Genomic DNA, 14916 nt, shown 5'->3' with positions numbered 1-14916 from the left:
CAGCTGATTATGAACACAAACTTTGATGAGGTCGTGGATCGTTTTCATACGAATTCTGCTAAATGGGACGGGATCTCTAACGATTATGGCAGAGATGTAATCGCTTTATCTGTTGCTGATATGGATTTGCGTGCACCACAAGTCCTTGTCGATAAAATGGTGGAAATGGCTCGGCATGGGATTTATGGCTATACAGAACTTTTTCCTCCCTACTATGATGCCGTGGAAGGCTGGTTTCAAAGGAGGTATGACTGGAACATTAATCGGGAATGGATCGTTTTTTGTCCCCGAATTGTGCAAGCGGTATCTTTGATATTGCAGAATTTTATCCAGGAAGGGGATAAGGTTCTCGTCCATACTCCATCCTATGCGCCTATTACAAATGCCGTAACGGTAAACCGAAGGACACTGGTCGAAAGTCCATTAGTATTAAAAAATGGCCGCTATGAAATAGACTTTGAGGACACAGAAGCAAAGATGAGAGGGGGGGTGAAAATCCTCTTATTATGCTCACCGCATAATCCAACCGGCAGGGTTTGGACAAAGGAAGAACTGTGGCGATTAGGGGAGTTGTGTTTAAAATATAACGTTCTTTTGGTTTCGGATGATATTCATGCAGATTTTATCCATGGTGATCGTCAGCATACAATTGTAGCAAGCCTTTCAGATCAACTGGCTCAGCAATCGATTATTTGTACTTCACCCGGAAAAGCGTTTAATCTGGCAAGCCTAGAAATTGCCAATATTATTATTCCTAATGAAACATATCGTGCCAGGTTTAAAGAATCTTTAATCCAGGCGGGGATTCATAATCCAACCTTTTTTGCCGTCCCAGCTTTAGAGATTGCTTACACATGTTGCGATGACTGGCTAAACAGTCTAAAAAGCTATATCGATGATAATCTTTCTTTTACAAAGGAGTTTTTCAAGGGGAATTTTCCAAAAATCAAACTAATTGAACCTGAAGGAACTTATTTAGTATGGATGGACTGCAGGGACTGGAGTCCAAATGAAAACGTTTTAAAACATTGGATATTAGAAGAGGCAAAGGTAAATGTAAGCTTTGGTTCTTCATTTGGAAAGAAATACGAGGGCTTTATCCGTTTGAATCTTGCAACACCTAGAACGCTCTTACATGAAGGATTAAACCGTATTGCACAAGTATACAAAAAGATTGCACAATAAAAATATAAATAAGGGTGAATAAGATGGTGAAATCAAAAGTAATTAAGGAACCAACAATGTTCTTAGCTTTATTACCGATTTTTGCAATGGTTATATTTTTATCCTTCGGTTATATCTTTTTTCAATTGCCTCCAGAGCCATTAATCATTATGTCTGCCATTGTTGCTGGAGCCATTGCTATTTATTTAGGCCACTCGTATCAAGATATTATGGATTCCATTTCTGAAAAAATTGCTAAAACCATGCCAGCCATCCTGATCTTAATTGTTGTCGGTTTTATGATAGGGGCTTGGATGGTTGGCGGAACGATTCCAATGATGATTTACTATGGTCTAAAGATTATTGATCCGCAATTTTTATTAATTACAGCTTTCCTTGTCACTTCCGTCGTATCTCTTTGTACCGGAACCTCTTGGGGTTCTGCTGGTACAATCGGTGTTGCATTTATGGGCGTTGCAGCTGGAATGGATGCCAACTTAGCAGCTGTAGCAGGTGCAGTAGTGGCAGGTGCCTATTTTGGAGATAAGTTATCACCATTATCAGATACCACTAATATTGCATCCATTGCAACGGGTGTAAATCTATATACGCATATAGGACATCTACTTTATACAACAGTTCCTTCTTTTATTGTTGCCGGTATTGTTTATATTGTTGTCGGTTTAAATTCAGGTTCAGCAACTGCAGAAATTCCTGAAAAGGTTTCCACCATTATGAGTACATTGGATCTAGCTTTTAACTGGAATCTTCTTTTAGTTGTTCCAATTCTGATTGTGCTTGTTGGTTCTGTCTGGAAAAAACCTACGATTCCGGTCATGCTGATTTCGTCGATTTTCGCAATGGCCAATGCATTGATTTTTCAAGGATTTACTTTGAATGATGCTGTCTCTTCAGTTGTGGGTGGCTTTAATATTTCGATGATCAAAGCACCAGGATTCGATCCGAACACCGTGATTGCAGATATTCCTAGATTGTTAAACCGCGGTGGTATGAATTCAATGATGGGAACACTATTAATCTGTTTCTCTGCTATTTCCTTCGCCGGGACTTATTCAGTAACGAAATCTCTAGATTTAATCATTAACAAAATGATGAGTAAGGTTAAATCGACAGGCAGTCTTATTGTTACAACCATTATTACGGGACTGACAATGATTGGTGTAACAAGCAATGGTCAAATTTCTATTCTCATGCCAGGTGAAATGTTACGAGATAGTTATATTAAAAGAGGACTCCATCCTAAAAACCTTGGACGTACGGTAGAAGATTCGGCTACGATTATTGAACCTATCTTACCTTGGACTGCGGCAGGGGCTTATATGGCTGGAACATTAGGAGTTGCCACCTTATCCTATTTGCCTTGGGCTGTATTATGTTGGACAGGAATTATTTTTGCTACTATTTGGGGCTTTACGGGCTTTGGAATTGCAAAGTTATCGCCTGAAGAGCATAAACAAATGCTTGCGGAGATTGAAGGTAATCAGGAAAATCTTTCATCTAAAGCTGCGGGATAATCTGAAGAAAAAAGGATTAGTTGATGGGGTAGAAAAATCAGCTAATAAGGAGTAAAGGAAATCTATGAAGGTTGTTAAAGAGGAATTTGGAAGATTGTTAGATCAACCCATTTCCGCTTACACGTTGAAAAACGACAATGGTATTGAAATTACCTGTCTAGATTATGGTTGTATTATTTCTGCTATTAAGGCTCCTGACCGCAATGGTCATATCGAAAATATTGTTCTTGGATTTGATCAATTGGATGACTATCTCAAATGGTCTCCTTATTTTGGAGCCGTTATCGGACGAGTAGCAGGAAGAATAAAAGGAGCTCAGTTTGAGCTAAATTCAAAGACTTATGTATTGAGCAATAACGAGAACAGGAATCATCTTCATGGCGGAGAACGTGGATTTCATAATGTCGTTTGGAAGGCGGAGATGGTTCAAAGTGAGGGGACAGCTGGTGTACAATTTTCGTATTTCAGCCCCGACGCTGAAGAAGGGTATCCAGGTAACTTACATGTAAATGTAAGTTACTTGTTAACTAATCAGAATGAGTTGGTCATTACTTACCATGGAAAGACCGATGAAGATACCCCTCTAAATCTAACCAATCATTCCTACTTTAATTTAAGTGGAGGTATGAGGCGGGATATTCTAGATCATTCGCTTACATTAAATAGTCGTCATTTCCTAGAACTTGATTCTGAATTCATTCCTACTGGACTTATTTTAAATGTTGATCGGACACCTTTTGATTTTCGAAATGGAAGAAAATTGAAGGACGGTGTTCTATCAAGCCATCTACAAAATAAATTGGTTGGATTTGGCTATGATCATCCTTTTATATTAGATGACAATCATCCTATTTATTTGGTGGATCATGAAAGTGGTAGATGCCTAACAGTTACAACTGACCAAGCTGCAGTTGTTCTATATACAGGTAACCAAATCCCGAGTGGTTTTTCCATACAAGGTGTAAAATCTCGAAAATATCTTGGTGTTTGCTTAGAAACGCAAGGATTGCCAGATGCTATCCACCATTCCCATTTTCCAGCTATTGTGCTTAAAAAGGGTGATGAGTATCATGCTAAAACAACCTATACCCTTAGTGTTATAAAATAAAAACCGTTGGAGATGTGATGTATAATGGAAACAATTTTTACAGAAAATGCACCAAAAGCAATTGGTCCGTATTCACAAGGAGTAAAAGTGGGAAGTTTTCTTTTTCTTTCAGGACAAATTCCAATTGACCCAAAAACAGGTAATGTCGTAGAAGATGATATAACTCTTCAAACACAACAAGTGATGAAAAACATCAAAGCTATCTTGGAAAGTGAAGGACTCACACTAAACCATATTGTGAAATCAACCATTTTTATAAAAGATATGAGTCAATTTGCAACGATAAATGAAGAATATGGTAAGGTATTGGGGGACCATCGTCCGGCTCGATCCACAGTCGAAATCAGCCGACTTCCTAAAGATGTATTGATTGAAATTGAGGTAATTGCAAGTACAGAAAAATAAGGTTCTTAAAACTTATTCTGGTTTTCGAAAAAAACATAAAAGGACAAGCACCACTTAAACCCAAATGGTGGCAGTTACAAAGAGAAGTGTACGTAGCACTTCTCTTTTTTATTATTTTAGAAGCATGGGGACGGTTCTTTTGCTTCATTTTGAACTCCTTGTTTGTTAGATTGGAAGGTTCGATGATTTATAGCCCGAAACAGCTTTTAAATCATAAGAACCGTCCCTGTGCCTCTTTCCTTAGTACCAAATGGGGGTCAGACCCCCGCCCATGGCTTTTTCCTTCTATCTTCAGTGGTTGGAATAATTTCTGAAACTTCCCTTTTCAATAATCGTATAACTTTATGTGAGGGCTAAATGATCAATCCTCCACGGGCTGTTTGAACCTAGAAATACTCAACACATATAAATGCTTGAAATTGGGAAGTGGATTTGTTGTCAAAGTAAAAAAGCGAAATAAAAAGGAGGTTTTCATGATTCCAGATTGGGAACTGGCGGAAGAAGCACTCAGGAACATTGAAGTGAAAGGTAATGAAAATAATCAACCTGTTACCATTATTGGGTTTGCTGAGGGTCTGAAATGTATCGGAATCGGAACGGATGCTGCCGTTTTTCATTATCATATGACGCCGAACTATGTATTTAAAGTATATTCCTCTCAAGCATTAAAGAAAAAAGAAGTGGAGAAATATGTCTACGAACATTTAAAGGGGTCCCGTTTTTTCCCACAACTTTATGGGAGCGGAATCAACTACATCGTTTTAAGTTTCGAGGAGGGAGTAACTTTTTATGATTGTCTATTGCAAGGCATTCCAATCACCGAGCAAGCGATTCAGGACGTAGAGGAAGCTCGGGAGTATGTCCGTAGTCAAGGATTGAATCCGAGAGATATTCACCTGAAAAACATCCTTTTGCAAAATGGAAGAGGAAAAGTTCTAGACGTATCGGAATATGTCAAAAAGGGGAACGACCGCCGCTGGGAACATCTTGTATGGGCATATAAAAACTTTTATTCCTTCATTTCTGGCATCCAAGTGCCTTTATGGATTCTGAAAACAATAAAACATTGGTATCTCCGGATTAACTTAGCAAGTTTTGTGTTGGAAAAATTTACTCAGCGAGTAAGCCAGCTTTTATGCAAACAGCGTAAGTAACCCGTGATTGGTTCTATCACAGGCTTTTCACGGTTGCTATAAAAAAACAGAATAAAAGCTAGAGATTATGATTTTTAATGGCTAGTGTTAGGGCTCTCTGCCATTATCAAGTCGTTCTTGTATGCCGCCATCGCAAGTTCATACCTTACCTTTTTGCCCGCTTCCACGTAATCCGCTTCCTTCACAAGACCTGATAATGAATACCGGTGTCCACTGAACTCCACGTTCAGTTCAGTGATTTGGTTGAATTGGAAACTCTCCACAGGAACGCCGTTCTCATCTTTTAAAAGGTATTCACCGTACTTCTCGTTGCATGTTTGTGCCACTTCTTCCATCACTTTAAAGGCATCATCCGGATTTTGCTTATAATCGAGGACAAGACTTTCGTTCACCCGGCGCCTTCCCCGGCTCCCGTTCTGAAGTTCCGTGATGTTGCTATAGGAGACTGTATAGAGGTAACCGTCATACTGGCGGATATTCAAGTGGCGCATGCTGATTCCCTCGATTTCACCTTGATGGTTTCCGTTAATGATAACATAATCCCCGAGCTGGATTTGGCGCTCAAACAAATATGTCAGCCCCATAATGTAATCGCGGATGATATGCTGAAAGATCAATGCCAAGGCACCTGCCACCACGACCGAACCGGTGACAAGCCTTTCCAGTTTGAAGAAATGGCTAAGGACATAAATAAAGAAAAATACCAGTCCCAATACCTTTGTCACCTGGTTGGCGAAATGCATCAATGTCTCTTCCCGCTTTTCATCCAACAAGCTTGTTTTGTCAAAGAAAAGTCTGATGGATTTGCGGATCAAATAAACCGTAAATATAATCAGCAGTGCCACCGTTAAAACTTTTATGGGCAACTGCTGGAATAGTCCCAAGAAAGACATCCTATCTACCCCCATTTTTTTACACTATACCATAGGAATGCGGTTAAAGAGAAAAAATTCGGGTGCCACTGTTTCCGCCCGAATTTTGTCTAAGATGGATAGAATTTTATATGTCAGCAATGCAATAATTGATGCAAAAGAACCGTCCCCGTGCATCATTCCGTGCATCATTTTTGATGCATGAGAACCGTCCCCATGCATCATCCCCATGCATCACCCGACTTCTTCCACGTGTTCGAGCTGCTCGATGATTTCTATGAATGGTTCGACGAATTGGGGGTCGAATTGCTTTCCGGAGCAGGCTCTTAGTTCGGCGATGCCTTCTTTAAATGTTTTTGTTTTTTGATAGGGCCGTTCGGTTGTCATGGCGTCGAAGGAGTCAATGATGCATAAAATCCTCGCTAATTTCGGGATCGATACCCCTTTTAGGCCATAAGGATAGCCATTCCCATCATATCGTTCGTGATGGAGTTCGACTAACGGAATTAGATCTTCCAGCTTTTTATTGGTCGAGATAATTTCTTTGCCCCAGGTCACATGCTTTTTCATCATTTCCCATTCATGAGGTTCAAGCTTTCCTTTTTTATTTAAAATATCCCGTGGAATTTCGAGCTTGCCAATATCATGAATGAGAGCGCCAAGGATCAGATTCTTACGCTCACTATCCGATAAGTTTAACTTGCGGGAAAAATCAACCGCATACTGGTACACCCGTTTGCTGTGACGATAGGTGTAGACATCCTTCGAAAGGAAAATTTTCAGCTGTTGCTCCGCTTCTTCGAGCTCCTTTTCGATCGACAGGGAGTGCTGGACCGTATATTCGGAGTTCTCATTAAAGAGCTGGACGAGATTTTTCCCTTGGTCCTTCGCGGAATACATGGCCTGGTCTGCGTGATTTAGCAGCTCAGAAATGCTATATGTTTCCTTCGAACAGGCAGCAATTCCGGCTGAGAAGGATAGGCAGCCATAGGCCAGTTTTTCAACCCCTTTAAAATGGGTATCATTAGTTTTCTTTCTAAGTTCATTGATAAAAGAATGGGCCTGATGAAGACTTGTCCTCGGCATGAGAATGGCGAATTCTTCTCCGCCATAGCGGGCAACCGTATAGCTGTTCAATTTTGCTTCTTTTTCTAAAAGAGCACCGAACTCCTTCAGAAGCTGGTCTCCTTGGATGTGCCCGTGAATATCGTTATATTTTTTAAAATCATCAAGGTCAAGCAGGGCGACACTTAAAGGCTGCTCCAAGTCCTTGGCAATCGAGACTTCTTTTTCCAATAGTTCTTTAAAATATCCGTGATTATTTAGACCTGTTAAGTAATCTCTGTTAGCTTTTTCAGAGATTTTTTTAAATAATTCAAAATGCTGTTGAAATGCCAACGATAGTAAAAAGGAAATACAAGTAAAAAGGAAAAGGCCAAAAATGGTGTGTGAATTCATTAAAATAGCCAACACGATTGAGAACATCAACGTACTAAAATAGGGGGCAATTGCCTCTTTGATCATTTCTGTTAACACATTACTTAAACTTTCAGTTGCACCCAATATAAAGTAAATTCCAAGTAAAACGACATTTACTGCAAAATAGACACCTAAAGATGCAATATAAGGAGCTAAATTATTTGTTTGAATCGTACCAATTGTTCCATCCATAAAAATAAATACATAATAAGCAGCTGTAATCATTAAGGTGTAAATAGAAAAATTATAGGCATGCTTCCACCAAATCATTTTTCGGTGGGAGATTGTAAAAATAATCGAATAGATCATTAAAACAGTTAGTGTTAAATTTAGCCCAAAGAGAAAAAGGGATGCTAAAAAAATGGAAGAATCCATCGAAAGGGCATTGCCCTTTGGCGGAAGGAGAATACTATAATGATTAAGCAATAGAATGGAACCAATCAATGCATAAATGGTCGTCCATTCCTTACTACTGTAGTGTCCATAGTCACCAATTGAGAAAAATACGATTATACCTACTAGTGAAATAAAGAAAAGATATTTATTAGCCGGAATTTTAAAGAATTGCATATTTTTCACTTCTCATATATAAATTTTTAAAGAGAAGTTATAAAAATAACTTCTCCTTATAACTCTACTTATTCCCCTAATTTGAATCCTGAAGTTAACGCAATAATAGCAGAAGCAATAATGATTGCATTATAAAGTAAACCAGTGATCTTAAGACCTTGAGCTTTTTTCATCGTGTTTCACCCCCTTTCAATGAAAGGGAGGTATCTTCATTATTTTTTTTATTTGGCTGGAGCATTAAATATTGGATAAACAGAAACGCGCCAATATTCATCACCACATCGCCGATACTAATGACCTGTGTCCGTGGATATGGGGGAGCTAATGGGATGATATCGCCTAAAAACCCAAGTATCGTAGAGTCGGTTAATAGAACATGTTTACCGTATAACCCGTCCTTAAGGGCCTGGATATACATGGGATCGAGCACAGTTGCTGCTTCTTCCGATACCGGCATTCTTCCCCCGTTTACCACCATCACCAAAAAGTTCAAAAACACACCAATAAAAATAATCATAAACCCTTTGTGGTGTCTGTTTAAGTATAAAAATAGCAAACCAATGATATATACTATCATATAAATAGATTCACTGGCTTTTCCGAGCATCTTGATATCATTCTGATAGACAAAGGTGAAAATTTGAACAATTAACAATAAAGGAAAAACCCAGCCCCACTTCAGCTTTAACTGGGCCAGCCCCCTCAGATTCCCTTTCCGGATAAACCCAACAACCAAAGCCAACAAAATCCCATCATACACCATCTCTACTTGCCCACCTATATTCAATTTTTTATATCAATCAATTACAGAATCTATGAAATTGAGGTAATATTTTCAATTATTATAGTAAAATATTCACCCGGCAAATTACAACAATTTTTTATAAATTTCAACAATAAATGTGACAAGTGATGCATGGGTGTGAGGCATGGGGACGGTTCTTTTGCCTCATTTCCCTATTTTTTGATGCAAGAGAACCGTCCCTGTGCATCATTTCGAGCATCGTTTACAAAAGATACATACTGGATTAACATTCTTTTAATATTCCTGTCTTAAAATAGTGATTATTCATGTTAAGAGTAGGTGCGGAGTATGTACAGTCATGTAAAGAGGGATTCATTTCCGACATTTAGGAATAGTATTTTTTATTCTTATTTAAAGCATTTAAATAATAGACGAAAGAAAGAGGTTTTGCATTTAAGAAGGTTGAAGGAATTACAAGAAATCCTGAAAAACCAAGCATTACATACATTCTTTCAGCCAATTCTGTGTTTGGGGACAGGTGATACGGTAGGGTATGAAGCGTTAAATCGTCCTGTCCAATCGAAGTTATTCCCGAATACAGAGATGTTTTATGAATTTGTTGGGACATCGAATCAAGTGTTCTTATTTGAATGTTTTTGCAGGAATATGTCACTTAAACGTTTTATTGACAGGATGAATGGTGGAATTGGGCCTCATCGTACTCCGTTGCTCTTTATTAATATTCACCCTCATGTTTTATTAGATTCTAATTATCATAGTGGAGAAACCATTCAACTTTTGTCCGAGCTTGGGATTGATCCTAAACAGGTCGTTTTTGAATTGACGGAGAAAAGCGCCGTTACAGATTTTACGCTTTTTGAAAAAGTCCTTTCTAATTATCGCTCACAAGGGTTTCGAATCGCCATTGATGATGTTGGATCGGGCTACAATAGTTTAAAAACACTGGTTTATTTAAAGCCTGAATTTATTAAGCTTGATCGATCACTCATTCAACATATTGATCAAAATAGGGAACAGCAGCAATTGGTTAAATTAATCATCGAATATGCCAAACAATCATCTACAGAAATTATTGCAGAAGGTATAGAAAGAATAGAAGAATTTGCTTTCATACATGAGCAGGGAGTACATTACGGCCAAGGATATGCTCTAGGTAAACCAAATGAGGAACTAAGGCCGGGGCGAATTCCACAGGGGTTACCTTATTCATGAGAAAGCAATAAACTGAAGGTGAAACTATGGTTGCTTATATTGGTGATATTGCAGAAACGATACCGTGTATATCCCGGAATGTGATAAACAAAGTGGTAGATAATATTTTTAAAAAGAATACTAGAATACAGGGAATCGTTGTTGTAAATGATGAAATACCTGTTTCCCTTATTACCAGAACTCATTTTTATCAAACAATCGGGACTTTATATGGCTATAATGTCTTTATGGAAAGGTCCGTTACCCTAATATCCAATAAGGAACCGCTTACTGTTGATTATTATGAATCGATAACGGAAGTAAGTAAATTAGCAATGGAAAGGAAGGATGAGGAGAGGTACGACTATGTGATTGTCACAAAAGAGAATAAGTATCATGGCATCGTCAGTATTGAAAGTTTACTACTTAAGTTAGTTCAAGAACAGGTGGAATTGGCGAGCTATTTAAATCCACTGACTGGTTTGCCTGGCAATCATATTATAGAAATTAAAATAAAAGAAATCATCCAGCAGGAAGATTATAGTATCTTATACTTTGATTTAGATAATTTCAAAGCTTATAACGATACATACGGTTTTAAAAAGGGTGATAACCTTCTTCAAGCGACAGCGGAGCTGCTTAAAAATACATTTGTTAACGAAGATCACTTCTTAGGACATATTGGCGGAGACGATTTCATTGCCATTCTAAGTCATTATGATTTTTTATCCATCTGCAATAAGATTATAGGAGAATTTGACCAGTTGGTTAAACAATTTTACTCCACCAACCACCTGTCACAACAATACGTCATCAGCGAGAACCGGCAAGGCGTCAAAGAAAAAATAGCGTTGGTGTCATTGTCCATTGCCATTGTAACCAATCAAAACCGATCCTTCGAAACCGTAGAAGAACTAGGTGAATACGCCGCAGTAGTCAAAAAACGGTGCAAAAAAATCACTGGCAGCTGTTACATAAAGTGATGCATGGGGACGGTTCTTTTGCATCATTTTCCTCTTTTTTGATGCATGAGAACCGTCCCCATGCATCATCCCGTCCCCGTGCATCAAAAAAAGCCTGCTTTTTGACAAAGCTGGCTTTTATGATAAGGGGCGTCACTTTACAACATGTTTATCGCTGTCAAAAACAGGTTCGCTGGTATTGTGCAAATACCAAAGTGTCTTTAGTTTGATGGCCTTTTCCGCAAACATCGCAGTCAATTCTTCCATAAAAACGCCGCGCGTGGGGTCACAGGAAGGGCTGCTTTGGATGCCGAGAATTCCTGCAATCTCATAGCCGTTTTTTAAGTAATCCTCGGCTTGAAACAAAACAGACTTCAGGATTTCACGGCAATGCTTTCGGTATTCCGGCGTATTGTATTGCTCATACGTCATTGGCGGGCGGTCCAGTCCTAGAAAAGTGAATTCCGGACAGGGAAGCTGAAGCAATCCATAGCCTTGTTTCATTGCCCATTCGACAGCTGAAATAATCGCTCCCGCTGCTCGGGCCTCATCCGGAATGACGGTATTCTGGTTTAAGATACAATGGGAAACAATGAGAATCTGTTTACTACGCTGCATTTCGGTTCTCCTTCTTTACCAGTTTTGCAAAATACGGCAGCCTGGTGACCATGAACATAACGAGCAGGCAAGTAATGATTTTATCGACAAAGTTCCCGCTTATTCTGGAAATAAACGTGGAAGCAAACACACTATCACCGGCAGCCCGGAGCCAGAGCACCACTACATCCATCCCGCTGCCATTCAAACCGCCGAAAACGGCAACGGCAATGGGCGTGCCGATTAATGGGGCCACGACCGATAAAATCAGTCCTGTTATGAGTGCGACATACCATTTGGTGAAATCAAACCTTTTCGCAATATATCCTACCACTAATGCGATCGCTACATTCACAAGGCCGAAGAAAATAGCGGAACCACCAGTTGTCACGCCAAGCACTACATTTGTTAAAGCGCCCGCCAACGCTCCCCACCAAGGCCCGAATAAAACAGCAATTAACACGGTGCCAATCGTATCTAAGAACAAAAGTGGAATTTTTAAAGATGAGACGACGGTGCCTAAAATCACATTTAAGGCAATTCCCATCGCCGAATAGGTTAAAATCATCGTTTTGCTGGTTTTCATGGTTTCCACTCCCTTTAAAAACTATTTAAATAATAAATTGGCAAACTCTTTGATTAACGGCCGATTTTCAGCTTCTTTAAGGGTAGTAAAATAAAAGCTGCGCTGAATTGGATCGATATTTTCGACCATTTGGACGCGGCCAGCCTTTACTGCGGGAAGGGCAGCCAGTTTTGAAATAAAGCTGATGCCAAGCCCGGCTTCGACAGCGGCAATCACCCCCTCTGTGCTTCCAATGGATAATCCAATTTTTAAATCAGTTAATTCTAAACCATGCCCAGCGAGAAATTCTTCCATTCTCTTTCTGGTGCCCGAACCGCTTTCTCTGACGACAAATTCATAGTGGTGCAGCTGGCTAAAATCCGCCTCCGCCGTATGAATGAGCGGGTGATGATTCGGCGTGATTAACACAAGCGAATCATTTGTAAGCTGGCGGGAGCTTAGTTTGGGGGAAGTAGGTTTCAGCCCTACGATGGCGATATCCGATTGCTGGTCGAGCAGCTTCTTAAGCGTGTCTTCGGAATCATTGATATCGATGGATACCTCGACGTTTGGAAAATGATCGAGAAAAGCTTTTACCAAACCGGGAACTAGGTATGTACCTGGAATCGTGCTGGCGCCGATGGTCAGGTTTCCGGTTAGGGTCTCTTGAAGTCCATGCAGATCATCCTCAAGTCTCTGCCATCTTCGTCGCAATTCTTTCGCTGCCTGGTAAACCAGGGCCCCTGCAGCCGTTGGCTGAATCCCCGCTATCCCCCTGTCAAGCAGGGGGAGTCCGAGCTGATCTTCCAGACTCTTAATCTTAAGGCTAATCGCTGGCTGGGAACTATTTAGAGCAGCTGCCGCCTCGGAAAAGCTCCCTTTCTCTACAACTAAAACAAAAGCATCAAGTTTATTTAAATTCATATGCTCGCTCCATCCGTATTAGCATTTTTTATATTTGATATTTAAAAATTTTATAGGGTGATGCATGGGGACGGTTCTCGTGCATCATTTATTGGAAAGCTGGGATTGAATACACTCTGGTTATTTGGGGGAAATTTGATTTTGCCTACGAGGGGAAGGCTGTTAATTACCCTTAATTGACAGAGTGCAAGGCTTTTATTCTGCCTTCATATTCACTAACATAATGAATGGTTGCTGTGGTCACGACTAGAATTTTGTCGAAGATTGATAGAGTATTTTATGTTTAGAAAATGCTAGAATAGAGTTGCAACTGAATATTGTGAGGGTGTCCAGGTTGTTGATCTTCCTTTTCTCTATTATGGAAAGGAGTGATGCCCCTGGAAACTTTTCTTGAAATTCTACGAGAAGTTTTGAAAGGAATTTTGCGTGAAACGAGCGCTTGTTTTTTTGGAAAAAACGTCCTAGAAGACGAAAAAACCACCCCGCGCCGTAGCAAGCATAAGGGTGGTTCGCGAAAATAAATCCACATTAACAACCACCACCCTGACGGTAGCAGTTGCAAAGAGAGAAGTGTTCCAGCACTTCTCTTTTTCTATTATATATCCATTATATACAAAATTATTCCAAATTAAAAGGGGGTGATGCATGGGGACGGTTCTCGTGCATCATTCGTACGTTTGGTTCTTTCATTTTTACTGCCCGATTGGTGTTTTTCCAAACTGATTTTAGATCATTCACCATTAAAAAAGCCTCCATCCCTGTACTCTAATCACAAACTATTACTAGCTCATTCGCAAGGTTTTTCACTACTAAATTCTCAAGATAAATTACATATGGTTTGACGACTGGAATATGTTTAATAGAGCAATTTGGGTAGCCAATCGGGGCTCTAGGTGACCGAAATCGAGGAACAGTAGTATTTTGGGTAGCCAATCGAGGCTCTTGGTGACCGAAATCAGGGAACAAGAGCAATTTGGGTAGCCAATCGGGGCTCTAGGTGACCGAAATCGAGGAACAGGAGTATTTTGGGTAGCCAATCGAGGCTCTTGGTGACCGAAATCAGGGAACAAGAGCAATTTGGGTAGCCAATCGAGGCTCTTGGCGACTGAAATCAGGGAACAGGAGCAATTTGGGTAGCCAACCGAGGCACTTGGCGACTGAAATCGAGAAATAAGAGCAATTTGGGTAGCCAATAAAGAAGGCTTTTTGTTTACAGGAACAAATTGGCCCTCTATCTGAAATCAAGCCATTGTGATTATTAATTCAGCAGCGGAAGTCAATTAGAAGAAACATTGCATGCAGTAGATACAGCATCTATGTATGCCTTAACAGGTTCGATCTTTGCTAAAGATCGCGGGGCCATTCTTCACTTAGAACGCCGTCTATCCGGTGCAGCTGGAAACTTCTATATCAATGACAAACCTACAGGTGCGATGATCAATCAACAGCCATTTGGCGGTTCACGTGGTTCTGGTACAAATGACAAAGCAGGTTCTGTCTTTAACATGATTCGTTGGACCAGTCCTCGTGTCATCAAAGAAAACTTTGCGCCAACTGCAGATATTGCTTATCCATTTATGGATGCGGAATAATTTAATATGTAAAAAAGAAGGTTGAACTGATT

General features: G+C 39.9%; 16 protein-coding genes. 8 read left to right on the top strand and 8 right to left on the bottom strand.

Annotation, left to right across the window (positions count from 1 at the left end):
• Positions 1–9: 9 nt before the first annotated feature.
• The 5 genes from ACNQGS_RS25985 (at position 10) to ACNQGS_RS25965 (ending at position 5366) form a co-directional block, all read left to right on the top strand.
• Positions 10–1185 (top strand): MalY/PatB family protein, encoded by a 1176-nt coding sequence (locus tag ACNQGS_RS25985; RefSeq protein ID WP_491489891.1) that lies wholly within the window; start codon positions 10–12, stop codon positions 1183–1185.
• A gap of 23 nt (positions 1186–1208) precedes the next feature.
• Entirely contained in the window at positions 1209–2699 is a 1491-nt protein-coding gene (nhaC, locus tag ACNQGS_RS25980) for a Na+/H+ antiporter NhaC (RefSeq protein WP_491489889.1), read from the top strand.
• A 64-nt stretch (positions 2700–2763) separates the two neighbouring features.
• The gene (locus tag ACNQGS_RS25975; RefSeq protein ID WP_491489887.1) at positions 2764–3807 is read left to right on the top strand and encodes an aldose epimerase family protein; all 1044 of its coding nucleotides are present in this window, start codon (positions 2764–2766) and stop codon (positions 3805–3807) included.
• A 21-nt stretch (positions 3808–3828) separates the two neighbouring features.
• Positions 3829–4212: a RidA family protein gene (locus tag ACNQGS_RS25970; RefSeq protein ID WP_491489923.1), complete on the top strand. Its 384-nt coding sequence runs from the start codon at positions 3829–3831 to the stop codon at positions 4210–4212.
• A 473-nt stretch (positions 4213–4685) separates the two neighbouring features.
• On the top strand, positions 4686–5366 hold the full coding sequence (locus tag ACNQGS_RS25965; protein ID WP_491489885.1) for a serine/threonine protein kinase: 681 nt from the start codon (positions 4686–4688) through the stop codon (positions 5364–5366).
• 74 nt (positions 5367–5440) lie between these two features.
• On the opposite strand, the gene ACNQGS_RS25960 is transcribed toward ACNQGS_RS25965, so the two are convergent.
• From ACNQGS_RS25960 to ACNQGS_RS25945, 4 genes are all read right to left on the bottom strand, one after another.
• Positions 5441–6259: a mechanosensitive ion channel family protein gene (locus tag ACNQGS_RS25960; protein WP_491489884.1), complete on the bottom strand. Its 819-nt coding sequence runs from the start codon at positions 6257–6259 to the stop codon at positions 5441–5443.
• 24 nt (positions 6260–6283) lie between these two features.
• Positions 6284–6469, bottom strand: coding sequence for a hypothetical protein (locus tag ACNQGS_RS25955; protein ID WP_491489883.1), 186 nt, complete (start codon positions 6467–6469; stop codon positions 6284–6286).
• A gap of 3 nt (positions 6470–6472) precedes the next feature.
• Positions 6473–8287, bottom strand: coding sequence for a bifunctional diguanylate cyclase/phosphohydrolase (locus tag ACNQGS_RS25950; RefSeq protein WP_491489882.1), 1815 nt, complete (start codon positions 8285–8287; stop codon positions 6473–6475).
• Positions 8288–8456: 169 nt separating this feature from the next.
• Entirely contained in the window at positions 8457–9050 is a 594-nt protein-coding gene (locus ACNQGS_RS25945) for a DUF5317 domain-containing protein (protein ID WP_491489881.1), read from the bottom strand.
• A gap of 444 nt (positions 9051–9494) precedes the next feature.
• Between ACNQGS_RS25945 and ACNQGS_RS25940 the strand changes: the two genes are divergently transcribed.
• Both ACNQGS_RS25940 and ACNQGS_RS25935 read left to right on the top strand, forming a co-directional pair.
• Positions 9495–10265, top strand: a complete 771-nt coding sequence (locus ACNQGS_RS25940; RefSeq protein WP_491489880.1) for an EAL domain-containing protein — start codon at positions 9495–9497, stop codon at positions 10263–10265.
• Between the two features lie 26 nt (positions 10266–10291).
• Positions 10292–11227 (top strand): diguanylate cyclase domain-containing protein, encoded by a 936-nt coding sequence (locus ACNQGS_RS25935; protein WP_491489879.1) that lies wholly within the window; start codon positions 10292–10294, stop codon positions 11225–11227.
• 132 nt (positions 11228–11359) lie between these two features.
• On the opposite strand, the gene ACNQGS_RS25930 is transcribed toward ACNQGS_RS25935, so the two are convergent.
• From ACNQGS_RS25930 to ACNQGS_RS25915, 4 genes are all read right to left on the bottom strand, one after another.
• The gene (locus ACNQGS_RS25930) at positions 11360–11824 is read right to left on the bottom strand and encodes a CD3072 family TudS-related putative desulfidase (RefSeq protein ID WP_491489878.1); all 465 of its coding nucleotides are present in this window, start codon (positions 11822–11824) and stop codon (positions 11360–11362) included.
• The gene (locus tag ACNQGS_RS25925) at positions 11814–12389 is read right to left on the bottom strand and encodes a CD3073 family putative ECF transporter S component (RefSeq protein ID WP_491489876.1); all 576 of its coding nucleotides are present in this window, start codon (positions 12387–12389) and stop codon (positions 11814–11816) included. The genes ACNQGS_RS25930 and ACNQGS_RS25925 overlap by 11 nt, the downstream gene beginning before the upstream one ends.
• A 21-nt stretch (positions 12390–12410) precedes the next feature.
• Complete coding sequence (locus ACNQGS_RS25920) at positions 12411–13292, bottom strand: selenium metabolism-associated LysR family transcriptional regulator (protein WP_491489874.1); 882 nt, start codon at positions 13290–13292, stop codon at positions 12411–12413.
• A gap of 618 nt (positions 13293–13910) precedes the next feature.
• Positions 13911–14033: a hypothetical protein gene (locus tag ACNQGS_RS25915; protein WP_491489872.1), complete on the bottom strand. Its 123-nt coding sequence runs from the start codon at positions 14031–14033 to the stop codon at positions 13911–13913.
• Between the two features lie 551 nt (positions 14034–14584).
• Here ACNQGS_RS25915 and ACNQGS_RS25910 point away from each other — a divergent pair.
• On the top strand, positions 14585–14884 hold the full coding sequence (locus tag ACNQGS_RS25910; RefSeq protein ID WP_491489870.1) for an aldehyde dehydrogenase family protein: 300 nt from the start codon (positions 14585–14587) through the stop codon (positions 14882–14884).
• The last annotated feature ends 32 nt before the right edge of the window (positions 14885–14916 follow it).

Source organism: Neobacillus sp. PVCKKU3 (assembly GCF_058323225.1).
The sequence above is the reverse complement of the archived record's forward strand: the minus strand, read 5'-3'. Positions and strand labels throughout refer to the sequence as shown.